The 23,896-nt window shown below is 61.9% G+C and carries 22 protein-coding genes and 5 pseudogenes; 13 read left to right on the top strand and 14 right to left on the bottom strand.

Annotated features, from left to right (window positions below; translation table 11 throughout):
* Window positions 1-292: 292 nt before the first annotated feature.
* Window positions 293-1,699 (top strand): alpha,alpha-trehalose-phosphate synthase (UDP-forming), encoded by a 1,407-nt coding sequence (otsA, locus tag HFO99_RS31120; protein WP_222365524.1) that lies wholly within the window; start codon window positions 293-295, stop codon window positions 1,697-1,699.
* Between the two features lie 46 nt (window positions 1,700-1,745).
* Here the strand turns inward: otsA and HFO99_RS33715 are convergent.
* Window positions 1,746-2,675 (bottom strand): annotated as a pseudogene (locus HFO99_RS33715) (acyl-CoA desaturase); the annotation flags it as partial.
* Window positions 2,676-2,842: 167 nt separating this feature from the next.
* On the opposite strand from HFO99_RS33715, the gene HFO99_RS31135 reads away from it, so the two are divergent.
* Window positions 2,843-3,223, top strand: a complete 381-nt coding sequence (locus HFO99_RS31135) for a metalloregulator ArsR/SmtB family transcription factor (protein WP_222365528.1) — start codon at window positions 2,843-2,845, stop codon at window positions 3,221-3,223.
* A gap of 173 nt (window positions 3,224-3,396) precedes the next feature.
* Here the strand turns inward: HFO99_RS31135 and HFO99_RS31140 are convergent, their stop codons facing one another.
* The 3 genes from HFO99_RS31140 to HFO99_RS31150 all read right to left on the bottom strand — a co-directional run bounded on the left by HFO99_RS31140 (window position 3,397) and on the right by HFO99_RS31150 (window position 5,803).
* On the bottom strand, window positions 3,397-4,323 hold the full coding sequence (locus HFO99_RS31140; protein WP_222365529.1) for a carbohydrate kinase family protein: 927 nt from the start codon (window positions 4,321-4,323) through the stop codon (window positions 3,397-3,399).
* Between the two features lie 62 nt (window positions 4,324-4,385).
* Window positions 4,386-5,075 carry an orotate phosphoribosyltransferase gene (locus tag HFO99_RS31145; protein WP_003545085.1) on the bottom strand — a complete coding sequence of 230 codons (690 nt, stop codon included), beginning with the start codon at window positions 5,073-5,075 and terminating at the stop codon, window positions 4,386-4,388.
* Between the two features lie 71 nt (window positions 5,076-5,146).
* The gene (locus tag HFO99_RS31150; protein ID WP_222365530.1) at window positions 5,147-5,803 is read right to left on the bottom strand and encodes a TetR/AcrR family transcriptional regulator; all 657 of its coding nucleotides are present in this window, start codon (window positions 5,801-5,803) and stop codon (window positions 5,147-5,149) included.
* Window positions 5,804-5,903: 100 nt separating this feature from the next.
* Between HFO99_RS31150 and HFO99_RS31155 the strand changes: the two are divergent.
* Both HFO99_RS31155 and HFO99_RS31160 read left to right on the top strand, forming a co-directional pair.
* Window positions 5,904-6,727: pseudogene (locus HFO99_RS31155) on the top strand (NmrA family NAD(P)-binding protein).
* Window positions 6,715-7,212: a DUF1772 domain-containing protein gene (locus tag HFO99_RS31160; protein WP_222365531.1), complete on the top strand. Its 498-nt coding sequence runs from the start codon at window positions 6,715-6,717 to the stop codon at window positions 7,210-7,212. The pseudogene HFO99_RS31155 and the gene HFO99_RS31160 overlap by 13 nt, the downstream one beginning before the upstream one ends.
* An 834-nt stretch (window positions 7,213-8,046) precedes the next feature.
* Here the strand turns inward: HFO99_RS31160 and HFO99_RS31165 are convergent.
* The 7 genes and pseudogenes from HFO99_RS31165 to HFO99_RS31195 all read right to left on the bottom strand — a co-directional run bounded on the left by HFO99_RS31165 (window position 8,047) and on the right by HFO99_RS31195 (window position 14,904).
* Window positions 8,047-8,582, bottom strand: a pseudogene (locus HFO99_RS31165) (glyoxalase superfamily protein).
* Between the two features lie 189 nt (window positions 8,583-8,771).
* Window positions 8,772-9,951 (bottom strand): annotated as a pseudogene (locus HFO99_RS31170) (GGDEF domain-containing protein).
* 180 nt (window positions 9,952-10,131) lie between these two features.
* Window positions 10,132-11,178: a dihydroorotase gene (gene pyrC, locus HFO99_RS31175; protein ID WP_222332370.1), complete on the bottom strand. Its 1,047-nt coding sequence runs from the start codon at window positions 11,176-11,178 to the stop codon at window positions 10,132-10,134.
* A 72-nt stretch (window positions 11,179-11,250) separates the two neighbouring features.
* Window positions 11,251-11,883, bottom strand: a complete 633-nt coding sequence (locus HFO99_RS31180; RefSeq protein ID WP_222365532.1) for a nucleoside triphosphate hydrolase — start codon at window positions 11,881-11,883, stop codon at window positions 11,251-11,253.
* Window positions 11,880-12,662, bottom strand: a complete 783-nt coding sequence (locus HFO99_RS31185; protein ID WP_170279220.1) for an ATP-binding cassette domain-containing protein — start codon at window positions 12,660-12,662, stop codon at window positions 11,880-11,882. Before HFO99_RS31185 ends, HFO99_RS31180 begins: the two co-directional genes overlap by 4 nt.
* Window positions 12,663-12,664: 2 nt before the next feature.
* The gene (locus tag HFO99_RS31190) at window positions 12,665-13,729 is read right to left on the bottom strand and encodes an ABC transporter permease (protein WP_222365533.1); all 1,065 of its coding nucleotides are present in this window, start codon (window positions 13,727-13,729) and stop codon (window positions 12,665-12,667) included.
* A gap of 155 nt (window positions 13,730-13,884) precedes the next feature.
* Window positions 13,885-14,904 carry a sugar ABC transporter substrate-binding protein gene (locus HFO99_RS31195; RefSeq protein WP_020048287.1) on the bottom strand — a complete coding sequence of 340 codons (1,020 nt, stop codon included), beginning with the start codon at window positions 14,902-14,904 and terminating at the stop codon, window positions 13,885-13,887.
* 228 nt (window positions 14,905-15,132) lie between these two features.
* Between HFO99_RS31195 and HFO99_RS31200 the strand changes: the two genes are divergently transcribed.
* Entirely contained in the window at window positions 15,133-16,380 is a 1,248-nt protein-coding gene (locus HFO99_RS31200) for an ROK family transcriptional regulator (protein WP_064245162.1), read from the top strand.
* Entirely contained in the window at window positions 16,364-16,840 is a 477-nt protein-coding gene (locus HFO99_RS31205) for an RbsD/FucU family protein (protein ID WP_027681929.1), read from the top strand. Before HFO99_RS31200 ends, HFO99_RS31205 begins: the two co-directional genes overlap by 17 nt.
* A gap of 3 nt (window positions 16,841-16,843) precedes the next feature.
* On the opposite strand, the gene HFO99_RS31210 is transcribed toward HFO99_RS31205, so the two are convergent.
* Window positions 16,844-17,326 (bottom strand): RidA family protein, encoded by a 483-nt coding sequence (locus HFO99_RS31210; RefSeq protein ID WP_222365534.1) that lies wholly within the window; start codon window positions 17,324-17,326, stop codon window positions 16,844-16,846.
* 19 nt (window positions 17,327-17,345) lie between these two features.
* Window positions 17,346-17,792, bottom strand: coding sequence for a cupin domain-containing protein (locus HFO99_RS31215; protein ID WP_222365535.1), 447 nt, complete (start codon window positions 17,790-17,792; stop codon window positions 17,346-17,348).
* 118 nt (window positions 17,793-17,910) lie between these two features.
* Here HFO99_RS31215 and HFO99_RS31220 point away from each other — a divergent pair, with 118 nt between their 5' ends.
* The 6 genes and pseudogenes from HFO99_RS31220 to HFO99_RS31245 all read left to right on the top strand — a co-directional run bounded on the left by HFO99_RS31220 (window position 17,911) and on the right by HFO99_RS31245 (window position 22,020).
* Entirely contained in the window at window positions 17,911-19,443 is a 1,533-nt protein-coding gene (locus HFO99_RS31220; protein WP_222365537.1) for a winged helix-turn-helix domain-containing protein, read from the top strand.
* A 53-nt stretch (window positions 19,444-19,496) separates the two neighbouring features.
* A pseudogene (locus tag HFO99_RS33720) lies at window positions 19,497-19,616 on the top strand (RbsD/FucU domain-containing protein); the annotation flags it as partial.
* 202 nt (window positions 19,617-19,818) lie between these two features.
* Entirely contained in the window at window positions 19,819-20,493 is a 675-nt protein-coding gene (locus tag HFO99_RS31230) for a hypothetical protein (protein ID WP_222365541.1), read from the top strand.
* Window positions 20,494-20,706: 213 nt separating this feature from the next.
* On the top strand, window positions 20,707-21,288 hold the full coding sequence (locus HFO99_RS31235) for a TetR/AcrR family transcriptional regulator (protein ID WP_222365545.1): 582 nt from the start codon (window positions 20,707-20,709) through the stop codon (window positions 21,286-21,288).
* Window positions 21,285-21,647 (top strand): nuclear transport factor 2 family protein, encoded by a 363-nt coding sequence (locus HFO99_RS31240; protein WP_222365553.1) that lies wholly within the window; start codon window positions 21,285-21,287, stop codon window positions 21,645-21,647. Before HFO99_RS31235 ends, HFO99_RS31240 begins: the two co-directional genes overlap by 4 nt.
* Window positions 21,640-22,020 (top strand): TfoX/Sxy family protein, encoded by a 381-nt coding sequence (locus HFO99_RS31245; protein WP_222365554.1) that lies wholly within the window; start codon window positions 21,640-21,642, stop codon window positions 22,018-22,020. The genes HFO99_RS31240 and HFO99_RS31245 overlap by 8 nt, the downstream gene beginning before the upstream one ends.
* A 73-nt stretch (window positions 22,021-22,093) precedes the next feature.
* Here HFO99_RS31245 and HFO99_RS31250 read toward each other — a convergent pair whose 3' ends face one another.
* Complete coding sequence (locus HFO99_RS31250; RefSeq protein ID WP_222365555.1) at window positions 22,094-22,834, bottom strand: SDR family NAD(P)-dependent oxidoreductase; 741 nt, start codon at window positions 22,832-22,834, stop codon at window positions 22,094-22,096.
* A gap of 81 nt (window positions 22,835-22,915) precedes the next feature.
* Between HFO99_RS31250 and HFO99_RS31255 the strand changes: the two genes are divergently transcribed.
* Entirely contained in the window at window positions 22,916-23,584 is a 669-nt protein-coding gene (locus HFO99_RS31255; RefSeq protein ID WP_222365556.1) for a TetR/AcrR family transcriptional regulator, read from the top strand.
* Window positions 23,585-23,896 lie beyond the last annotated feature (312 nt).

Consider the following 23,896-nt stretch of genomic DNA (forward strand, 5'->3'; position numbering starts at 1 on the left):
ATCAGCGGGCCTGATGCACCCGCACGATGGGCTTCGTTAAGCGAAACCGGATTGAACGTTCTTCTAATCAAAAATTGTAGAATGAATTCTTTCAATTCGAGGGAATCGCCCTAGATTCAAGCAAAATCTGTGCAGAAGATGCTCCGTTCGTTGTTCCCCTTGGGCCGCTCGCGTCCGGGTCGGCTCGTCGATGTCGGCGCCTTCACTGCATGGTCCCTGCCCAAGTTCAGGAGATGTCTCAAGACGCTCGTCACGCAGCGTTTTCATGTCTCATCTCCTTTAAAGGAAGCTCATGAGCCGTCTTGTCGTCGTTTCAAATCGTGTTCCCATGCCCGCCAAAGATGGGAGCGCCGCTGCCGGCGGTCTGGCCGTTGCGCTGCAGGCAGCCCTGCAGGAGCGTGGCGGCATCTGGATGGGATGGTCGGGAGAATCGAGCGGGGACAGGGAGCCTGGCCCGCTGTCACAACTGCAGAAAGGCAACATCACCTATGCGCTGACCGATCTCACCGACACCGACGTCGAGGAATATTATCGCGGTTTTGCAAACCGTGTTCTCTGGCCCATCTGCCATTATCGACTGGACCTCGCCGAATATGGCCGTAAGGAAATGGCCGGCTATTTCCGCGTCAACCGCTTCTTCGCACACAGGTTGGCGCCGATGATCGAGCCGGACGACATCATCTGGGTTCATGATTACCACCTCATCCCGCTGGCGGCCGAACTGCGCCAGATGGGGCTGAAAAACCGGATCGGCTTTTTCCTGCACATCCCCTGGCCGCCGGCCGACATTCTCGTCACGATGCCCGTCCATGAGGAAATCATGCGCGGGCTCTCGCATTACGATCTCGTCGGCTTCCAGACCGACTACGACCTCCAGAACTTTGCCGGTTATCTCAAAAGGGAGGGAATTGGCGACGACCTCGGAAATGGATTGTTCGATTCCCATGGGCGGATATTCAAGGCCGGCGCCTATCCGATCGGAATCGAAACTGCCGGTTTCGCCGAATTCGCCGAGAGAGCCGCAAACAATATCATGGTGCAGAAGACCCGGCGCAGCATTGAAGGCCGGGACATGATCATCGGGGTCGACCGCCTCGATTATTCAAAGGGCATCATTCAGCGGCTGGAAGCGTTCGAACGCTTCCTCACCAGCAATCCTGGCTACCAGAACAAGGTCACCTATCTGCAGGTCACGCCGAAATCGCGATCGGAAGTTCCGGAATACGAGCATATGCAGAAGATGGTTGCCGAACAAGCCGGCCGCGTGAACGGTGCCATCGGAACGGTCGACTGGGTGCCTATCCGTTATGTCAACCGATCGATCAGCCGCAACGTGCTCGCCGGCCTCTACCGGCTGGCGACGATCGGGCTGGTCACGCCATTGCGCGACGGTATGAATCTCGTCGCCAAGGAATATGTCGCCGCCCAGGATCCCGATCGCCCGGGCGTATTGGTGCTGTCGCGCTTCGCCGGTGCGGCTCGAGAGTTAAAGGGCGCGCTGCTGGTCAATCCTTACGATGTCGAAGGCACTGCCAATGCCATCGCCCGGGGCCTTTCCATGTCGCTGGAGGAGCGCCGCGACCGCTGGAGCATGATGATGGAGCATCTGCTGTCTCACGACGTCTCACTTTGGTGCAAAAACTTCTTGGGGGATCTGGTGCCTGCTCCCGAACTTCGCTCGGAGCGTGACCCTGGATAGTCTCCTGATCGATCGGTATCGACCCGTCCTTCGGATCCGAGGGAAGATGCGGCGGATGACCGTCACCCGCCGTTTCAGCTGCGTTGGCGCGTCTCAACCCTCGCCTTTGCACGATCGTGTGTGGGAGCTTGATCGCCGAAGCCAGACCGAGCCTTGCCAGCAGCCGGATGAAATACCAACCGAGATCCAGCTGCCCCGGCTCGATGCCGAGCCGCGCCGAATCCGGAAAGGCGTGATGGTTGCCATGGAAGCTCTCGCCAAAGGTCACCAGCCCGAAACGTGGCAGGTTATAGCCCTGTACCGCGACGTCATCGACACTCCAGCTCTGATGGCCGCTCCGATGCGCGAAATGACCGACCAGCCAGTGTCCGGTCAGCGACACCGATACCCGCACGGCAATACCCCAAACCACCCATGGCAGTCCGCCGAGCGCAAAGAGCGCGAGTCCCAAGGGAATCTGCTGCGCCATCCATGTCGCCTCCAAGAAACGATAGAAGCGGTCGCGCCGCTCGCGCTCTTCGAGGACGAAACGCGGCGGATGGTCCAGCGCCACGATGCAATGCATCTGCCAGAAGGCATCGATGAAGAAAGGCCGCCGATGGTCATAGAGGTCATGGCAGTCTCGCTGCCGTTGCGCCCAGTCGCGAATGTCGTGCGCGTAGATCATACCGAAGGGGCCGGCCATGCCGACCAGCGTACCGAGATAGACGAGAAAGTGCTCGATCCAGATATGAGTGCTGAATGAGCGATGGATCAGCAGCCGGTGCATACCGACCGAATGACCAAGGCAGATCGTGATGGCGGTCAGGAGGATAAAGACGATAAAGGCGCTCCAGGTGAAGGTCAGTGGGCCACCGATGACGGCAATCAACGTCATGGCGATGATCCAGATCGACTTTGCGGGCATCCAGACCACTCTGCCCTTCACCGGATCGCTCCCATTGTCGATCATTCGTCCAGTGGAAATACTGCTCATGACAAACTCCTTCCCATCGGGCGCATTCTCTACTTGAACATCGCCTACCAATTCATTATTTAGGAAATTACCTAATTACTTTGCACGAGCTAGCAATTAAGCAATGCATTAATTGCTTAATTGATTAACGGATCGATGCGATGATGCCGCTGGCACGGAGACCGGACTTGGACGGAGAGACTTTCGATGACGCCGTAGAAGGCCGCTCCGTCAGCGCCGCCCAGCGGGTATTCCACGCGCTTTCCAGCGCGCCGCGCCGGAAGATCCTCGCCTATCTCTCGGCATCGGGTCTGACCGCTGGCGAAATCGCTGACCGCTTCAGCATGTCCAAGCCAGCCGTTTCGCAGCATCTTTCCATCCTCGAAGCTGCGGGTCTGATCGGACGAGAGAAACAGGGCCAGTTCGTCCACTATTCCCTGATCGAAAACAATCTCGTCAACACGCTCAACGGCTTCGTGCAGGAGGTCTGCCCGGTCGGTCGGCCGATCAAGAAGGAAAGCCAGGCGCGCACCCGGGGCGGATTGGTGCCGGCGAAGCCCGCGAAATAAGCGTTCGAGATTTGCCCCTCACCCTAACCCTCTCCCCGTGAAGAACGGGGAGAGGGGACGTGCCATACGTGACGTCAAGGGGAACGGAGAGGGCGCGGCACATCCCCTTCGCCCCGTGTTTTACGGGGAGAAGGTGCCGGCAGGCGGATGAGGGGCGGAGGCTTGCTCGAGCCTTAAAGCCCAATCTCGCGCGCCCAGGGTGGATTGGCGCCGGCGCGGGAGACGGTGACGGCGGCGGCTTTGGCGCCGAGGGTCAGGGCGTTGCGCAGCGCCTGCTCATCCAGCGAGGCGACTTGGCGTTTGGTCAGCAGATTATCCATCTTCAGCGATGCCAGGATGCCGGCATCGAAGGTATCGCCGGCGCCGACCGTGTCGACGACGGTGACGCGCTCACTCGGCACCGTTACCTTGCGTTCCTTGGTATAACCGGAAGCGCCTTCCGCGCCCTTGGTGATGACGACGAGCTTGGCGCCGTGGTTCAGCCAGTGAGTGGCGAGCGCATCATGGTCGCCCTGCAGGCCGAACCATTCGAGATCCTCGTCGGAGAATTTGACGATGTCGGCCTTCGCGGCCATGCGCTTGATGCGGGCCATATGCGACGGCTTGTCCTTGATGAAACCCGGGCGAATATTCGGATCGAGCGAGATGACGCGGCTTGCGGCTTCGCGGTCGAGCAGGGCTTCGTAGGTTTCGCCGCAGGGGCTGGGGATCAGGCTGATCGCGCCGAAATGCAGCGCTTCGCAATCATCGCCGAGATCCGGCAGGTCGGCCGTGGTGATCATCCGGCCGGCCGTGCCCTCGTCGTAGAAGGCATAGGTCGCCTGGCCGTTGACCAGCTTGACGAAGGCGATGGTCGAGGGACGCGGCGTGATGGCGCATGGGCTGTAATCGACATTGCTCGCCTTCAGCGTCTCGAGCAGAATTTCGCCCATCATGTCATCGGCAATGCCGGTGAAGAAGGCCGTGGGGATGCCGAGGCGACCGAGCGCGATTGCGGTGTTGAAGATCGCGCCGCCGGCATAGGGCGCAAAGCCCTTTTCGCCGAGGGTGGTATCTCTCGGCAGCATGTCGATCAAGGCTTCGCCGCAACACAAAATCATCGTATTCCTCCCAACAGGACTTCCGCGTTCATCAACCGATTAAGCGAGCTTTTGTCAACTGGTTAGAGCGAAAGCTCACTAACCCCGCCATTCCTTCCCGACCAAGCGAGCGGCGCATCGAGGAAGGCCTCGACCTCCGACAGCGTCTTGTCGTCGAAAAGCTTCTGGGCTTTGGCGACCGCCAGAACATTCCGCCAGGTGGCGATGTGATGCAGCCTGACCTTGCCGTCGGCAAAGCGCTGTTCGCCGAAGATACCGTAGAAGAACAGCGCGATGCCGTGATCGACGATACCGCCGGCGGCACGGATGGCATCGATGAACTTGAACATGCTGCCGCCTGCCGTCGTCAGGTCCTCAATGACCAGCACGCGCGACCCTTCCGGCATATTGCCTTCGATCTGGGCATTGCGGCCATGGCCCTTCGGCTGCTTGCGGACATAGATCATCGGCAGGCCGAGACGATCGGCCAGCAGGGCGGCGAAGGGAATGCCGGCGGTCTCGCCGCCGGCGATGCAATCGAACTGCTCGAAGCCGGCATCGCGCAGCAGGGTGCTGGCGGCGAAATCCATCACCGTCGAACGAATGCGCGGGAAGGAGAGCAGCTTGCGGCAATCGATATAAACAGGGCTCGCCATGCCGGAAGAGAGTTTATAGGGCTGGGCGGCATTGAAATGCACCGCCTTGATCTCCCAAAGCATCTTGGCCAGCAATTCGGCCATCACGGCGCGGTCGGGAAACGTGGTCTGGATCATGCGGCTCTCCTTCGGCTTGGATCCTTGCGGGAATAGCAGCAAGAGCCTGCCGTTTCCAGACGAAAGGCGGGCTATTGCTGCTGCAGGCGGCCGATATCAACGGTCTGCATCTTCTTGAACAAAGCAATTGCCTGAGCGCCCTCCTCCGCATCCAGCGAAACGGCATAACGCACGGCGGCGGCAAGCAGCTGCATCGTCAGCCGGGCGATCGCGAGCAGCTCCTTGCGGTCGCGATCCGGCCATAGACGAATAAGCACGGCGAGAAATGCCTGGGCATGAAATTCCATGTCCTCGGCATCGACCTGTTGCAGCAGCTTGTCGGTATGGGTCGCATGCCAGATGTCGCGCATGACAGGCTCGCGGCGGAAGAAGGCGTAATATTCGTCGACGATAGTGGCGAGCGCTCCCTGCAGGGCCGCAGCGTCAGTCACCTTCGCCAGTTCCTCTTCGACGCACCGCCTGCCCTCTTCGTTGAAGCGCTCAGCCAATGTGCGGATGATCGAGGTCTTGTCGGGGAAATATTGGTAAAGGGCGCCAAAGGAGAGACCGGCTTTCTCGACGATCTCGCTCATCTTCAAGCCGTCGCTGCCATGGCTTTCGATCAGCTCGGCGGCCACAGTGAGGATCTTTTCGAAGCGCTCGCGGCTGCGCTGCTGGCTGGGAATGCGGCGCAGCTGGCCGGTCGACTCCTGCTGGCGTCTGCGCGTTGCGACCGGCTGTTCCGACATGCTCTCTCCGTTTCCACGTTGACAAACAGAATAAGAGAGATTATCTCATTTTGCAAATAAGAGAGTTTCTCTTGTTTTCAAAGTTGGAAGGATTTTTGACATGCAGACTTCCGAAATCGTCCTCGTCGGTGGATCGGGAAAGACCGGCGGCCGCATCATCAAGCGCCTGGAAGAGCGCGGCCTCACCGTTCGCGCGGCATCGCGCTCCAGCGCACGGCCCTTCGACTGGGAAGACAGGTCGAGCTGGCGCGGCGCGCTTGAGGGCGCATCCCGCGCCTATGTCGCCTTCCAGCCGGACCTTGTCGTCGCCTGGGCAGCGGAAGCGATCGAAGCGCTCGCCAAGGTCGCCGTGGAATGCAGTCTGAGCATATCGTGCTGCTCTCCGGCCGGGGCGAAGAGGGCGCGCAGCGGAGCGAAGCGGCGCTGAAAGCGTCCGGCATAAACACCACCATCCTGCGCGCCTCCTGGTTCTGCCAGAATTTCAGCGAGGGTGCCTTCCTGGAGCAAATCCTCGCTGGCCGTCTGCAATTGCCGGCGGGCGAGATCAGCGAACCTTTCATCGATGCCGACGACATCGCCGATGCGACGGTCGCCGTCTTGACCGATCCGCGCCACCGCAACAAGACTTACGAACTGACCGGCCCGCGGGCGCTGACATTCCGCCAGGCGGTCGCCGAGATCGCCGCGGCCACTGGGCGGGTGATCGAATATGAGCAGGTGTCGATGGCGGATTTCACCGGCGGACTTGCGGCGGCCGGCCTGCCGCAGGGCCTGATCGAACTTCTGGAGGAGCTCTTCGGCCAGGTACTCGATGGCCGCAATTCCAACGTGATGGGCGGCGTTGCCGAAATTCTCGGCCGTCCCGCCACCGATTTCAGCGAATATGCCCGCCGGACCGCGGCAACCGGAATATGGAGCGCCTGACCATGCAGATCTTTCTTACCCTCTCCCTCGTGGCGGCGGCGATCGGCAGCGGCCTCGTCGCCGGCATCTTCTTCGCCTTCTCGACCTTCATCATGACCGCCGTCTCGCGCATCCCGGCGGAGCAAGGCATTGCGGCGATGAACTCGATCAATTTGACGATCGTCCGCTCGCCCTTCATGGGCCTCTTCGTGCCGACGGCGATCCTCTGCCTCGTCATCGCCGTGCTCGCCCTGATCGACTGGCGCGGCGGGGCATCCTTTCTGATGCTGGCGGGTGCAGCCCTCTACATTTTCGCCTCCTTCCTCTCGACCATCATCTTCAACGTGCCGATGAACGATGCGCTGGCAAAGGTCGGCGGCAACGGGACGGAAGCGGTTCAGCTCTGGACCACCTATCTCAGGGACTGGACGTGGTGGAACCATGTGCGGACCATCGCCTCGCTGCTTGCCTCGGTGGCCTTCGTGCGGGCGTTGATGATCAGTTGAGAAGCAAGCGGAAGAGCTGGCCGCTCCAGCTTATTTGGCAGCATCCCGGCTCCGGAAAGCGCGCCAGGCGGAGATCACCGCGAGCAGCAAGAACAAGCCTGCCAAACCCGCCCACAGAGAACCGCCTTGCGTCAGGTTGTCACCGTCGGGAGTGAGGCAACTGGATAGGGCCTGCGATATGCAATCTCGGAACTTCCAGTACCTTTCATAGAATAACCATCCGAAGACAATCGACAGAAGCGTTAGAACGAAGGCTGGAAGGTATTTCATTTTGTTCCTCTCGGCAGGCATGCCCCGCGACCTCATGGCACCGTCCCACGCCAACCGCCCCGGGGCGCCGGCATTCAAGAGAGCCTCATCCTGAGGTGCCCCGCAAGGGGCCTCGAAGGACGAGGCGGGCGTTCCGGCGCCGGATCTATGCAAGAAGCAGCGTTGCGGCGTGTCCTTCGAGGCTTCGCCCTGCGGGCTGCGCACCTCAGGATGAGGTACGTTGGAGAGTGCCGTGGCTGGCCGCCTTCTAGACCGGACAGCTGGAGAAGCAGCTAGCAACTTCGCTCGAAACATCTTGCTCTGGCTAAGAAGAAACGGCACGATGCTGCTACACGCCTCTTCTCCCCGCGGGGGTCCGAAGGACAGGTCGAGACCCAGGGCTCGACCCCGGTCGGTGCCGGCAGGCGGTTGAGGGGTGAGCGGCAAAGCCGCGAATGCTCTGAGCGTAAGCGAAGGGCAACATATAAGATGTGCCGCGCGGCCCCCTCATCCGACCCTTCGGGCCACCTTCTCCCCGCTGGGGAGAAGAGGGAGCCAAGCGGTGACCCCAGTCATCCCATAGGTCTACGTCTGTTCGCAAAAGGCGATGCGGTTGCTGAAGGGGTCGGTGACTGTCATCTCCAGTCCCCACGGCGCTTCCTCGACGCCGGGCTTCATGTAGCGGTAGTCCTTGCCTGAGAGTTCGGCGTGATAGGCCCGCACATTGGCGACGCGGACGAAGGCCTTGGCGCCGGGGCTGGCGTCGCCGGAATGTTCGCTCAGATGCAACGCCATGCCGTCGCGCGAGACCTGGCAATAGAGCGGGAAGTTTTCGCCGAAGCGGTGCTCCCAATCGAGATGGAAGCCGAGGAAGCCGCAATAGAATTCCATTGCCTTTTCGACCGAGAAGATGCGGAAGATCGGCATTGGTGGCTCGATGCCGATCGCGGAGCGGGAGGTGCCCGCCTCTTCTATCTTCGCCGAGAGGATATTCCATTGATCGAGCCCGAACTGCCGGGCGACGATTTCGAGCGTCTCGCTGTGGGTCAGCGAAATATCGCGGTCGGCAAGGCCTGCCGCAATGTCTTTGCCATGAGCTTGGCATCGCGAAAATCGCGCATGATGTCATCCTTCCGTTGGCGGCAAACAGGAAGATCAGTGCCCGCGTCTGCTGACCCGTTCGCCATCGATCGCCAAACGGCAAGGGATGTGAAGGATGTTGTCTGGATGCATTCACCATAACGCAGAAGCGTCGCGGGGCGGCTGGCCGCATCCGGCCGAGGCGATAATATGAGAGGGTCGGTCAGGAATCAAGACGCGGTGCGCGTTGCCTCGACGGGAACCGCCGTGAGGTAACTAGCAAGTTCGACCCGGTTGCGGCCGGCGCGCTTCGCGACGTAGAGAGCCTTGTCGGCGGCACTCAGCATTGCGTCGAAATCCAAGCTCTTCGAACGGCCGGGGGCGACGCCGATGCTGACCGTGCATGTCAGCACCTCGTCGTCGATATGGATCTCGCGCGCCTCGAACGCCCGGCGGATGCGCTCGGCCGTCAGTTCCGCCCGGCCGGGCATGATCTCCTTCAGCACCAGTACGAATTCCTCGCCGCCGAGCCGGGCAGCGGTGTCGCCGACGCGGCAATGGGCCGAAAGTTCGCCGGCGAAGATATTGAGCACGCGGTCGCCGGCGGCATGGCCGAAGCGATCGTTGACGGATTTGAAATGGTCGATATCGAAGACGATGACGGCGGTGGTCATTCCCATCGGGCGCGTGCCATATTGATCGAAGAGGGCGCGGCGGTTGAGCAGGCCGGTCAGCGGATCGGTGATCGCATCGAGACGATGGCGGGCAGCGAGCCGCCATTGATGCAGCGCCAGCGACAGCGCGCCGATCCCGGTCATGCCGGCGATGCAGACGGCAAGGCTCAGATCTTCGGCCCAGTTGCTGGGGGCGTGGCCCAGCACCAGCTTGCCGTCTGATATCAGCACGGCGGCGCAAAGCACGAAAGAGATCGCCGTCAACGTATAAAGCGCTGTGATGCCGAGGAGCGGCGCCGGCGCTTCCGCCCGGGCGAGCCAGTATTGCCGGGCGGTGGCAAAGAGAGAGCAAAGCGATGGCGAGGTTGTCGGCGATGAAAGCCAGGCCGTCATATCCCGATAACATCGGCACCACGGAAAAGATCATCGCCGCAAGCGCGCGGATCGCAATGGCTCGGATGGACAGGTGGCCAGTGAGGAACTGTCTGCCCGCACCCCATATGGTGGCGAAACCGGTATGAAACAGCACGAAGTTGCCGACGCCAAACCATTTCTCAGGTGTCGTCACATAGGCGCTATAAACGAAAATGCCGCTGACGACGAGGACCAGGCCTACGGTGGCGGTGAGCAGCACGGTTTCCGCCCGGCGGACAAGCCAGCTGCCCATCAGCGTCACCGCGAGGCAGGCCGCCGAAACGCCGAGCGCCAGCAAGAGGGAGTTATAGTCAAGCATCATGCTTTTCAGCCTCCGCGACTGCAGCCGCGCCGGATGATCTCGGCAGCTCATGGGGTCGGTGCTGAGGAATGTCTTATGCATCCGTTAACAAATGATGCATTGCACAATACAAATGTTACGCGTTTAACGTTACGCCGGGATTTAGGACAAAAAATCTATTTAAAATTGAATTCTGCGAGCTTACGCTTGCTGGACCACCTGCCAGTGCAGGGGAAACATCGGATCGAACACCGTCACCGGGCCTGCGCCGGTTTCTATCTTGGCGGGAAAGATGATCGGGTCGGCCTGCCGCGACAGGGTGATGCGGTCTTCGTTCGGCTGCAGCCCGTACCAAGCCGGTCCGTTCAGCGACACGAAGGCTTCGAGCCGCTCCAGGGCGCCCTCCTGTTCGAAGACATGGGCGAGGCAGCTCATCGTATTGACCGAGGTGTAGATGCCGGCGCAGCCGCAGGCGCATTCCTTCAGCGGATCGACATGCGGGGCGGAATCCGTGCCGAGGAAGAAGCGGGCGTCACCGCTGACGGCCGCCGCACGCAGAGCCAGCCGGTGGTTTTCGCGCTTGGCGACGGGCAGGCAGTAATAATGCGGGCGGATGCCGCCGACGAGGATGGCATTGCGGTTGATGATCAGATGGTGGGTGGTGATCGAGCCGGCCAGATTGCCGTTGGCCGCCTTGATGTAATCGACGCCATCGGATGTCGTCACATGCTCCATCGTCACCTTCAGGTCCGGCAGGCGCTGCCGCAGCGGATCGAGCACGGTCTCGATGAAGACGGCCTCGCGGTCGAAGATATCGACGTCAGGCGTCGTCACCTCGCCATGGACGCAGAGCGGCAGGCCGATCTTTGCCATGCGCTCCAGCACCGGCATCGCCTTTTCCATGTCGCGCACTCCGCCATGCGAATTGGTCGTGGCGCCGGCGGGGTAAAGCTTGACGGCGGTGATGAGGCCGCTGTTCCTCCCCTCCTCGACGTCATTGGGGCTGGTATGTTCGGTGAGATAAAGCGTCATCAGCGGCTGGAAGCGATGGCCTTCCGGCAGGGCCTTGAGGATGCGCTCGCGATAGGCCTTGGCGTCAGCTGACGTGACAACCGGCGGCACGAGATTGGGCATGATGATGGCGCGGGCGAAGGTGCGGCTCGTATCGGCGATCACGCCTTCCAACATGGCGCCGTCGCGCAGATGCAGGTGCCAGTCATCAGGACGGCGGATGGTGATCGATTGCATGGCAGGCCTCCGAAGCGATGCGTCTGCGGCCTCGATAGCACTATCTTTTACATGAAAACAATCGCCGCGACATCACGCCAGCGCGATCTCCAGCGTCACATCGGCCGGGCGGCGGTTTTCGAGGATCAGCCGGCCGTTCGGCAAGTCGTTGCCGTAGACCTTGGCGTTGGCGGCCTCCTCGGTGAGGTTGTAACCGCGCCAGCGCGCCCAGAGCCGCTCTTCGAGCACCTCGATCGGCGGCGCCAGCATGATCGAAAAGTCGAAGATGCCTTCGAGTTCGGCCCATTTTCCCAGCGAAAAGAGCAGATAATTGCCCTCGACGATGATGAAGCGGTGATCGGGGGAAACGGGGCGAGCCGAGGCAATGGCAAGTTCACGCGAGCGGTCGAAGACCGGCACCAGGACCTCCTGATCGGCCAGCCTGACGGCGCGGATGATATCGAGGAAACCGCGGACATCGAAGGTTTCGGGGATCCCCTTGCGCGCCAGAAGGCCGCGTTCGATCAGGATGGCGTTGTCCATGTGGAAGCCATCCATCGGCAGGACTACGGCACTTTCGCCCCTGGCCTTCAGCGCTTCCGCCAGATTGCCGGCCATGGTCGATTTGCCGGCACCCGGCGGTCCGGCAATGGCGACCAGGAAACGCTTGGAATGGCCGGCGCGGTCAAGCACCTCGCCGGCGATTTCATCGATGCGTGCATTCATGCGGCGACGGGCTCCGTCGGCACCGCCTTGGCGCCGGTCATGAAGGCGACGGCGTCGGACATGGTGTATTCCTTCGGATCGATCACCGTCAGCCGCCGGCCGAGGCGGTGGATGTGGATCCGGTCGGCCACCTCGAAGACATGCGGCATGTTGTGGGAGATCAGCACGATCGGCAGGCCGCGGGCCCGCACATCGAGGATCAGCTCCAGCACGCGGCGGCTTTCCTTGACGCCAAGGGCCGCCGTCGGTTCGTCCATGATGATGACCTTCGAGCCGAAGGCGGCGGCGCGGGCGACCGCAACACCCTGGCGCTGACCGCCGGAGAGCGTTTCCACCGCCTGGTTGATGTTCTGGATGGTCATCAGGCCGAGTTCGGACAGCTTGTTGCGCGCCAGCTTTTCCATGGCCGGCCGGTCGAGCATGCGGAACATCGAACCGAGCACGCCGGGTTTGCGGATCTCGCGGCCGAGGAACATGTTGTCGGCGATCGACAGCGCCGGCGACAACGCGAGATTCTGATAGACGGTCTCGATGCCGGCGTCACGCGCCTCCATCGGCGAGCGGAACTGCACCTGCTGGCCTTCCAGCGTGATCACCCCCTCGTCAGGGGTGACGGCGCCCGATATCGCCTTGATCAGCGAGGATTTGCCGGCGCCGTTATCGCCGATGACGGCGAGGATTTCACCCGGATAGAGGTCGAAATCGGCATTGTCGAGCGCGGTCACGCGGCCATAACGCTTGACGAGACCGCGGGCGGTGAGAAGGGGTTCGCGAGCCATGATTACACCGAAACCTTTCTGATCCACTGATCGATGGCGACGGCGGCAATGATCAGCACGCCTGTCAAAAGGACTTTCCATTGCGGGTCGGCGCCGAGCATGTTGAGACCCATCGAGACGACGCCGACGATCATGGCACCGAAGAGCGTGCCGAGAATGGAGCCGCGGCCGCCGAACAGCGAGATGCCGCCGATCACAGTCGCAGTGATCGCCTGGAGGTTAAAATCGGTGACGGCCGAGGACGGCGAGATCGAGCCGTTGCGGCCGATCGAGACCCAGGCGGCCAAGCCGGCAATGACACCCGAGATGGCGTAAACAGTCAGCAGCACCTTCTTGGTCTGAATGCCGGAGAGCTTGGCTGCCTCCGGATCGTCGCCGACGGCATAGACATGCCGGCCCCAGGCGGTGTGATTGAGGACATACCAGAGCACCAGGACGAGCAGCACCATGGCGATGACGCCGACGGTCAGCACGGCGCTGCCGAGCTTGAAGCTCACGGCGAAAAGATGCAGCAGCGGCGCCTTTTCGTCGACGTCGGTGTCGCGGATCGTCTCATTGGCGGAATAGATGAAATTCGTCGCCATGACGATGTTCCAGGTGCCGAGCGTGACGATGAAGGGCGGCAGTTTCATGTAGGCGACGAGGAAGCCGTTCAGCAATCCGCAAAGGCCGCCGACAAGCATGCCGGCCGCGACCGCGATCGGCGTCGGTATGCCGTAGGTGATGGCGACATTGCCCATGATCACCGCCGAGATCACCATGATGACGCCGATCGAAAGATCGATGCCGGCGGTCAGGATGACCAACGTCTGGGCGGCGCCGAGAATACCGACAATGGCGATCTGCTGCAGGATCAGCGTCAGCGTATAGGACGAGAAGAACCGTCCGCCGATGGTGATCCCGAAAATGATGATCGCCAGCACCAGCACGATCAGCGGCACGGCGGCCGGCGTCGAGTGGAGAAAATGCTGCGCGCGCTTGATCAGCGAGACATTCTCGTGCTCGAAGGAGGCAACGCTCTTGTCGCTGCCGTCGAGGACACGTTCGAATTCCTGTGTTCCGGTCATGGTTCCTCCTCCGCATCCGCGCGCCGAACTCGCGCGGGGGCCGTCACCGATATCCATCCGGTCTTTGATTAGCCGGTTCGTGAGGCGACGGCACATCGTCCGTCGAAAACGGCCGGGGATCAAGCCCCGGCCGGTCTGCTTTCAACAATCAGGGCTCAACCCCAGCACTTGTCCGTGCCTTCCTTGGTGTCGATCGACTTGACGCCGGAAACCGGCTTGTCGGTGACGAGCGAGACGCCGGTGTCGTAGAAGGACTTGCCTTCGGTCGGCTTCGGCTTTTCACCATTGTCGGCGAACTTCTTGATCGCTTCGACGCCAAGGGCTGCCATCATCAGCGGATATTGCTGCGAGGTGGCGCCGATGACGCCTTCCTTGACCGACTTCACGCCCGGGCAACCGCCGTCGACCGAGACGATCAGCACGTTCTTTTCCATGCCGACGGCCTTCAGCGCCTGATAGGCGCCGACAGCGGCCGGCTCGTTGATCGTGTGGATGACGTTGATGCTCGGATCCTTCTGCAGAAGGTTTTCCATGGCCTTGCGGCCGCCTTCTTCATTGCCGTTGGTCACGTCATGACCGACGACACGAGCATCGTCCTCGTCGCCGATCTTGTTCGGGTCCTTCGGATCGATGCCGAAGCCCATCATGAAGCCCTGGTCGCGCAGAACGTCGACCGTCGGCTGCGACGGGGTCAGGTCGAGGAAGCCGACCTTGGCATCCTTGGCCTTGTCGCCCATCGTTTCCTTGGCCCACTGGCCGATCAGCTTGCCGGCAAGCAGGTTGTCGGTGGCGAAGGTGGCGTCGGCGGCATCGGCCGGCTCGAGCGGCGTGTCGAGAGCGATGACCAGCAGGCCGGCATCACGGGCCTTCTTGACTGAAGACACGATGCCCTTGGTGTCGGAAGCAGCAATCAGGATGCCCTTTGCGCCGTCGGCAATGCAGCTTTCGATCGCGGCCACCTGGCTTTCGCTGTCACCGTCGACCTTGCCGGCATAGGACTTCAGCGAGACGCCGAGTTCCTTGGCCTTGGCTGTCGCACCTTCCTTCATCTTGACGAAGAAGGGGTTGGTGTCGGTCTTGGTGATCAGGCAGGCGGCAACGTCAGCCGCCATGACAGGAGCGGAAAAGGTGACACCAAGCGCGAGCGCGCCGAAAGCGAGAACAGACTTCTTCATGGAACTCCTCCCAGAGTTTGCCGGCGCCGCCCCTGCGGGGCCGGAAGCTTAAGATATGACACTTCGCCGTGGATCGCTAATGCCTCCCAGCGGTCCCGTGCCCTTGACGACGGCAATTAAGAGCGAAAAGAAATCAGCTTGTCAATAAATAAATCCAATTGAATTATTAATTCGATGTGGCATGCTCCATCGAATTAGGGCATAGGCCAACAATCGGGAGGAGCGGCCATGTCGTCCTTGGATGGACCGGAACACACGCCGGTCCCGCCACCAATTCTGAATCCGGCCGGAGGTGCGAACCAGGTCAGGGTGCGAGCCTATAACGAACGGCTCGTGCTGTCGCTGGTGCGTCTCTACGGCGCACTGTCGAAGGCCGATATCGCACGCCGCAGCGGGCTGTCGGCGCAGACCGTCTCCGTGATCATGCGGGTGCTGGAGAAGGAAGGGCTGCTGTCGCGCGGGGAGCCGGTGCGCGGCCGTGTCGGCCAGCCGTCGATCCCGATGCATATCAATCCCGATGCCGTCTATTCCTTCGGCCTGAAGATAGGCCGGCGCAGCGCCGATCTGGTGCTGATGGATTTCGTCGGCCGCATCCGCATGCAGCTGCACCGGACCTATGCCTATCCGCTGCCGGATGAAATTCTCGCCTTCGTCACCTCGGGCATCGGGGAGCTTGAGGACCGGCTCGACGACAAGCAGCGCGGCCGCATCGCCGGCCTCGGCATCGCCGCCCCTTTCGAGCTCTGGAACTGGGCCGAAGAGGTGGGCGCGCCGGCCGGCGCCATGGAGGTCTGGCGCGACGTCGACCTGCAGGCCGACATCGCCGCCCGCGTCTCGCATCCGGTCTTCCTGCAGAACGATGCGACCAGCGCCTGCGGCGCCGAACTCGTCTTCGGCGTCGGGCCGTCCTACCCGGATTTCGTCTATTTCTTCATCGGCTCCTTCATCGGCGGCGGCATCGTGCTCAATTCGGCGATCTTTTCCGGCCGCACCGGAACGGCGGGCGCGATCGGGCCGCTGCCGGTGCGCGGCAAGAACGGCGAGACGAAGCAGTTGCTCGAAATCGCCTCGATCTTCGTGCTCGAAAACATGCTGCGCGAGCGCGGCATCGATCCCGAGCCGCTCTGGTATTCCGCCGACGACTGGGTGGATTTCGGCGAGCCGATGGAAGCCTGGATCCAGGATAGCGCCAAGGCGCTGGCGCAGGCGATCGTCGCCGCCGCCTCGATCGTTGATTTCAGTGCGGCCGTCATCGATGGCGGCTTTCCCGATTGGGTGCGCAGCCGCGTGGTGCAGGCCACCATTGATGAAGCTGCCAAACTCGACCTGCAGGGCGTCGTCATGCCCGAAATCATCGAGGGCGCGGTCGGCGCGCAGGCGCGCGCCATCGGCGGCGCCAGCCTGCCGATCTTTGCGCGTTACCTCACCGACCAGAACGTACTCTTCAAGGAGGTAGACCATGCTGAAAGGACTTGATCCGCTGTTGAGCCCGGAGCTGCTTTTTACGCTTCGCGCCATGGGCCACGGTGACGAGATCGCCATCGTCGACGGCAATTATCCCGGCGTCGAACATGCCCGCCGGCTGATCCGGCTCGACGGCCACCACCTCATCCCGGTTCTTAACGCCGTGCTCAGCGTGCTGCCGATCGACGATTTCGTGACTGATGCGATCTTCCGCTCGACCGTCAAGGCCGAGCGCGACAAGCTCGACCCCGTGCACGAGGAGATGATCGACTGCTGCGCCCGCCACGAGCCGCACCGGCAGGTGGTGCCGCTGATCGGCCAGGATTTCTACGGAAGGGTGAAGACCGCCCATGCGGTGATCCAGACCGGCGAGCCCAGGCTCTATGCCAACATCATCCTGCGCAAGGGCGTGATCTATCCGAAAGAGCCGGGGACCCATGCGGCGGCGGGGGTGGATCCGTTCGTCTACTAGCGGTCACCCGTCAATTTCGACTTCCGCTTCACAGTTTACGGGCGCATTTAAAGGGATGGCCATGCCGATGGACGAGCGGGCGTGGGCGCCAACGTTGGGCCCGTACAGCTCCAGTATCAGATCGGAATAGCCGTTTGTGACCAGCGGCGTCTCATTGAAACCCGGCGCAACATTCACCATGGCGAAGACGCGCAGCCAAGCCGTGACCCGATCAAGATCTCCGACAGCACGTTTGAGACTGGCGAGATGGGCCAGGGCAACGAGCCGGGCTGACGCGTAACCCTGCTCTGGCGAAACTTCCGCTCCGACCTTGCCAAGCGGGCCTGCCAGTGTCCCATCGCGGTTGCACGCGACGTGACCCGAAATGTAAGCGCGAGTGCCGCGCACCCGAACCCAGGCGAAGGGCATATGAAGCCCCTCGCGAACTTTCAAAGGCTCGGGCAATTCCAGACCCATTTCGGCCAGGCGTTGTTCGATGATGGCCATGGTGCACCTCCCGGCGTGATTAGGGTACGATGTTGTCGAGCTCCGGCATCAGAACCACGCTCTCGTTGGCGGCGGGGTCATTGCGGGCACCGAGGAACTCGGCGTTTTCGGTGGTGCGATTGACGGCCACGTGGGGAACGCCGGCCGGAATGAACAGATAGTCACCGGCGTGGACCATTTCGCACTGATCGAGCTCCGGCCCCGACCAGATCTCGATCTCTTGGCCTGCGGTCATGAGAAGAGCCGTCTCGTGTCCCTCATGGCGATGGGCCTTGGTTCGCCTGCCTGGGGGTAGCGAAATCGCCCCGAGCCACAGCATGGTTGATCCGACGCTTTGTGCCGAGACGCCCGAGCGATAGACAGACCCCTGCTCGGCGACATGGCTGCCGCTCCCGCGTACGACTTTCGCGGTTAATACATGCGGATTTTTCGGCGGATTTTTCGGTTGCTTTGCTTCGTTCGTCATCGCTCTCACCACTTCAACCGCTGCACTGGAGCAGAATCTACGCGCTCAGCCGGCGCAAGTCCTGAAGCGGGGCCGAAAAAATCCGAAAAGATGCGAAATCGGGGTATCATTCCCGGCCATGAACACCCAGCACCTTACCTTCGGTCACTTCGAGTTCATTGCCGAGAACGGATGCCTGTTTCGCGACAATAGGCCTGTCGCCATCGGCGCCCGAGGTGCTTCGCTGCTTGCCGTTCTGCTTTCGGCACAGGGGGGTGTCGTCTCCAAATCGGCCCTGATGGATGCCGTTTGGCCGGGATTGGCCGTCGAGGAAAGCAATCTTTCCGTTCAGATTGCTGCCCTTCGCAAGCTGCTCGGCCCTGCATCAGACGGCAGCGAATGGATCGTCACGGTCCCGCGGGTCGGGTACAGATTTTCCGGTCCGGTGGAGAGCCGGACCGACGCAGCCGAAAGCGAATGGCACGCGCAGACCAGTTCGATGCCGGCGATTGCGGTACTGCCATTCGAAAATCTCGGCGGTGATGCTGAAAGACAGTATCTGGCCGACGGTATCACCGACGACCTGATCATGGCGCTCGTTCGGTTCAGATGGTTCCGCATCGCCTCACGCGGGGCGAGTTTCACAAGGAAGGATGGCTCGAGGGATCCGCAATCTATCGCGCGCGAACTCGGCGTCAATTTTCTGGTGGATGGAGCTATCCGGTATACCCGCGATCAGATCCGGATATCGGTGCACCTCGCCGACGCAGTGAAAGGCGCCACCGTCTGGTCCGAACATTACGACCTTCAGGTGGCCGAGGTATTTGCAGTGCAAGACGCCATCGCCGAGCGGATCGCAGCGGCGGTCGAGCCCGAGTTGCTGTTACGCCATGGGCTTCCGATGGCTCCGCACACCGGCAACATCACTGCCTGGAACCTCGTAAGGCAAGGCACATTCAATTTCCACAAGGTCACGCAGCCCACCCACCTTGTCGCACGGCGATTCTTCCGCGAGGCTGCGGAGCTCGATCCCATGCTTCCAGAGGCGCAGATCTGGCGGGCGCGGGTCAATGCTGGCCTCATTGGCTACGGCTGGACTGATAACCCCGCCGCGGACGGGAAGGAAGGATTGGACGCGGCCCTTCGAGCGATCTATCTCGATGCGCGGAACCCGTACTCGCACTATGCGCTGGCGATTGTGTCGGCCTACACAGGCAGGGCTGACCAGGCGATCCTCGCAGCGGAACGGTCCATCGAACTCGGTTCGAGTTTCGCCTTGGGGTATCTCGTCTTCGGCATGGCCCGTCTCTTTTCGGGGGATGCGGCCGGCGCGCGGCAACCCCTGGCTCGCGGCCTCGAACTCAACCCCCATGACCCTCAGAATGGGGTTTGGTTCAGCCTCCTGATGCTTGCACTGTTCTTTTCGGGCGACGTCGAGGGCGCACTCGAAACGGGACGCACGGCGCTAAAGGCGCGGCCTGACTGGCCGGCGCTTCTGCGCATTCAGGCGTGCTGCCATATGGCCGCGGGACATCGTGAACAGGCCCGCCGCTTTGCTGCGGCTGCCAGCGACCTTTCCGAATCCGCCTGCGATGGGCTTGGTCCGTTCAGGGATGGCAACAGGGAATGGGCCACCCGCCTGAACGAGCTGCTGCGAGCGGCGGAATTTTAATACGACCGGTTGGCAAAACCCATTCAGGATCGGCGCCGAAGAACCCTGGGGCCTTGCCGCTCGTCGGCCAGGATTTCCACCGGGTGAAGACCGCCCATGCGGTGATCCAGACCGGCGAACTTAGGCTCTATGCCAATTTCATCCTGCGCCAGGGCGTGATCTATCCCAATGAGGCGGACGCCCAGGCGCCTTTCGCCACTCGTTCGATAGATGTTATGGTGCGGCCGGTGCGTTGGCGCATTGTCCGCCGGGCCGCCAAACCGCTCGTTAAGCCAAGTGCTACGAACGACGCCTCACCACCAGGAGCGGACATCGAGCGGCTGCATGGGCACGTGCCGGATCAGGCCCGTGAAACGATGAGAACACGGATCTCACATGGCACCTGACATGAACTCAACTCCTCGTCGCAGCACCACCGGTCTGCGCAAGTTTCTGGATCCTGAGCAGCAGCGCGATTGGATAGAAGGCGAGGCGGACTTGATCGACGCCGAAGAGCGCTTGGAGTCCCTGGAACAGCGGTTCAAGTACGTCGCTCGGTACGAGAAGCTGCTTCGTCGCCCGCAGGCGCAAGACGTTCTGGAAATTCTCAGGGTATACGGGCAAACCTGCATCCCGATCCCGCGCAAGACCGAGCGTCACTACTGGTCGGTTTCGTGCCTGCCCTCGACGTCCGACAAGCCGCTCGTCCGCGTCAATGCGAGCTGGATGGAGCTTTTCACGCTCTACGCCGACGGCGAGTGCCTGCGTGCACGATTCCTGGTGCATCTTTCGCATTTCACCGCGGACCATTCACCCGCGCAGGGCGATGTGGACGAGGCTTTTCTCGAGGGCTGCGTCACGACGCCCGAAGACGTCGGTTATTTTTTTCCGCGCGGCGAGGACATTTTCGGCATCACTGTGCGGGGCTCCGCCTCGATCCGCAAATTCCTCGCGGAGCGCCGCATCTTGCGCGCCATTCGGACTTTCAATGTGACGCACATGAACCGAGGTCGGAACGCCTATCAGGCAAGCCACTGCTACAGCCTGGCGGATACCATGCTGGCGGGTTGATCGGCCCTGGGATGCCCTACCTGGCGAGATTCCGAGCCGGTCCGAGGTCGCGGTCCGCAATCGCGTGATCTGTCCCAAAAGCGGCGGTTGCTGACATGGTTGGCGCGACGAGGTCGATCCGGCGAGAATTTTCTCGGAAAGTTCATGGATGGTCATTGCGTTTGTATTCTTAATCGTTCATTCTAGAACAATCGATACAGAATCGAGGTGACGATGGGCCGGACGCGGGAATTCGATGAGGAAGCGGTGCTAAAGGGGGCGATGCACATCTTTCGCAAGCGCGGCTATCAAGGTGCCTCGATCCGGGACCTCGAAGAGGCGACGGGGCTCAAGGGCGGAAGCATCTATCACGCCTTCGGCGACAAGGCCGGCCTCTTCGACGCGGCGTTCGGACATTACCACCGGACGGTGCTGGAGGGACGCATCGAGCGGTTTGCGCCGCCGGGAAGCGGGCTGCAAGGCCTCCGCGAATTGTTCGTCTCGCTCCTGCATGAGCCCGACAATGGCTCCCTTGGCTGCCTGATCACTAATATGGCGGTTGAATTCGGCGGCGGTGCCGGCCCGCATCCTCGTGTCGAGGCAGCGCTCGGCCTCCTTCGCACCACATTCCGCTCAAGGCTGACCGAGGCGCCGACCTTCGCTGGTGACGCTGATGGAACCAAGGCGGACAGGACAGCCACCCGCCTTCTGGCCTTCTATCAGGGCCTTCTCGTGCTCATTCGCGGCGGTGACGACAAGGCCGGCCTGCGGCAGGCGATAGAAGACGAATTCAATCAATTGGAGACGATGTCATGACACCTGAGGCCCTCTGGAATCGATATGCAGCCATCTGGTCGCTGGATGCTTCCGCTCGCGAGCCGGAAATGCTGGCTTGCCTCGCGGACGATGTGACCTATTGCGACCCGAATGGAACGATCGCGGGGCGAGCCGGTCTCTCGGCTTACATGGCCGCCTTCAAGGAGAGCATGCCGGGAGGTCGGTTTAAGATATTGAGCGTTCTCCACCATAATGACCGTTCTCTGGCGCGCTGGGCACTGCGCCAGGAAGACGAGAGGGTCTTGCAGACCGGCACGAGCTTCGGGGTGATTTCCGATGGCCGGCTCGGCGCGATCACCGGCTTCTTCGATCCTCTGGCGGAGCAGCACCATGAGTAGCGAGGCGACACGCAGGCTGGCGCTCGACTTTGCGAGCCAGATCGCCCCAGCCGGCTGCATCGATATCAGGCGCTTCTTCGGCGGATCCGCCCTGGTCCGAAACGGCGCGCAGTTCGGGTTCGTCATGAAGGGCACTTTGTATTTTCGCGTCGACGAAGCGATGCGCGGGGAGTTCGAGGCAGATGGCTCCGAACCGTTTAGCTACCGCGCTGCCGGCCGGGAGGTGACGGTTCGCCGCTACTACGCAGTCCCGGCACATGTGATCGACGATCCCGCGCTGCTGCACAGCTACGCGGAGCGCGCATTGCACGCGACCCCTGCGCCCGGCCGCAGGCTCTCCGACACGATCCTGGCCGTCAGCCCGTCCGGCTAGCGCATCGATGAGAACGGGGGGGCCGACATCTGGGTCCCCTCTCTTTTGATGGCCGGAAGCAGTATCTTCCAATTCAGGTGTTCAAGCCGCCATCCACTGTGAGGATGGTTCCGGTGATGTGCCTTGCAGCAGGGCTCGCGAGAAAAGCCACAGCAGCCGCCACATCTTCCGGCTCGCCATACCGGCCAAGTGGGATCAAGGCACGCTGGAAGTCGGCGAAGTCGCCATCGGCGGGATTCATATCGGTGTCGGTCGAACCCGGCTGGACCAGGTTTACGGTGATATCGCGAGATCCGAGTTCCCGCGCGAGGCCGCGGGTAAACGAGTGGAGCGCGGATTTTGTCATGAAATAAACCGTGCCGGTGTCACCGACGATGCGTTCGGCGCCGACCGAGCCGATGGTGATGACGCGGCCTCCCGCCTGCAGATAGGGAATGGCGGCCTGCGAAGCGAGCAAGGGCGATCGTACATTGACATCAAGCAGCGCATCGATCTGCTCGACGCTGACGTCGGCGATCGCACCGTAAAGCGCGATTGCGGCATTGTTGACGAGAATATCGAGACCGCCAAGTGCCTGGGCCGCCTCGTCGACCGAGCGCTTCACCGCCGCCGGATCGGCGCTGTCGGCCTGGATGGCAAGCGCCTTACGGCCCTTGCCGTCGATCGCCCGGACGACTTCGGCGGCGCGATCGGCCGAACGCTCATAAGTGATGGCGACATCAGCGCCTTTGTCGGCAAGCGCCAATGCGATGGCAGCGCCAATGCCGCGCGAGCCACCGGTGACGAGGGCACGCTTTCCAGCCAGTTCTGTCATGATCTTCTCTTTCTGTAGTGATCGACACATAAATAGCTAGGCACGTTGCGACGGAGTGTCAATGGGTTTATATAATGATCGATGCAGAAATCGGATGAGATGTCGAACGTCGATGAAACCCCTGCCCGCAGTCGCGGGCGACCGCGGGCGTTCGACCGGGAAGCAGCCTTGGCGCAGGCGACCCGGCTGTTCTGGATCAAGGGCTTCGAGGCGACCTCGATCGCCGACCTCACCGAGGCGATGGGGATCGGATCGCCGAGCCTTTACGCGGCATTCGGTTCGAAGGAGGCGCTCTATGCCGAGGCGCTGCGCCACTATCGCGACAACAACGAGGCGCTCGTCTGGGCAGGCTTCTTTTCCGCGGGCACGGCCCGTGAAGCGGTGATGTCGTTTCTGATGGATTCGGCCGCTGCCCTGACCGGCTGTGTCGCGGATATTCCCCGCGGCTGCATGGTGGCGCTCTCTTCGGTCGGCAGCGAGGGCCACGCGGAACTCGGCGGGCTCGTGCGAGCCGCCCGCGCCGTCACGCTCGACCGCCTGAAGGCGCGCCTGAACCAGGCGATATCAGCAGGCGAAATTCCGGTCTCGACCGACGTCCACGCGCTTGGCCGCTTCGTGCAGACCATACAGAACGGCATGTCGATCCTGGCCCGCGACGGAGCAACGCGCGGCGAACTGGAGGCCGTCGCCGAGCTGGCTATGCTGGGTTGGGACACTCGAACCGGGGGCGCTGAACGCAGGCGGGGCTGACCGCGTTTCGAATATTGTTACGCGGATGCTCCTGCGTCACCCTTTGGTCAGTCGGTCTCGGACGCTTGGTAGGATCGCTGGAGCACCGGCATTCAAGAGAGCCTCATCCTGAGGTGCCCCGAAGGGGCCTCGAAGGACGAGGCGTCCGCGCTGGTGTCAGATGGATGCAAGGAGTGGCGTTGCGACGTGTCCTTCGAGGCGATCCTGCGGATCGCACCTCAGGATGAGGAGCGTTGGAGGATGCCGCCGCTTGGCTCCCTCTTCTCAGCGGGATCGGAGGAAGGGAGAGGGCAGCCATTCGCGCGAACCGTC

Origin of the sequence: Rhizobium leguminosarum (assembly GCF_019798305.1) — a bacterium.
Taxonomy (GTDB): Bacteria; Pseudomonadota; Alphaproteobacteria; order Rhizobiales; family Rhizobiaceae; genus Rhizobium; species Rhizobium leguminosarum_U.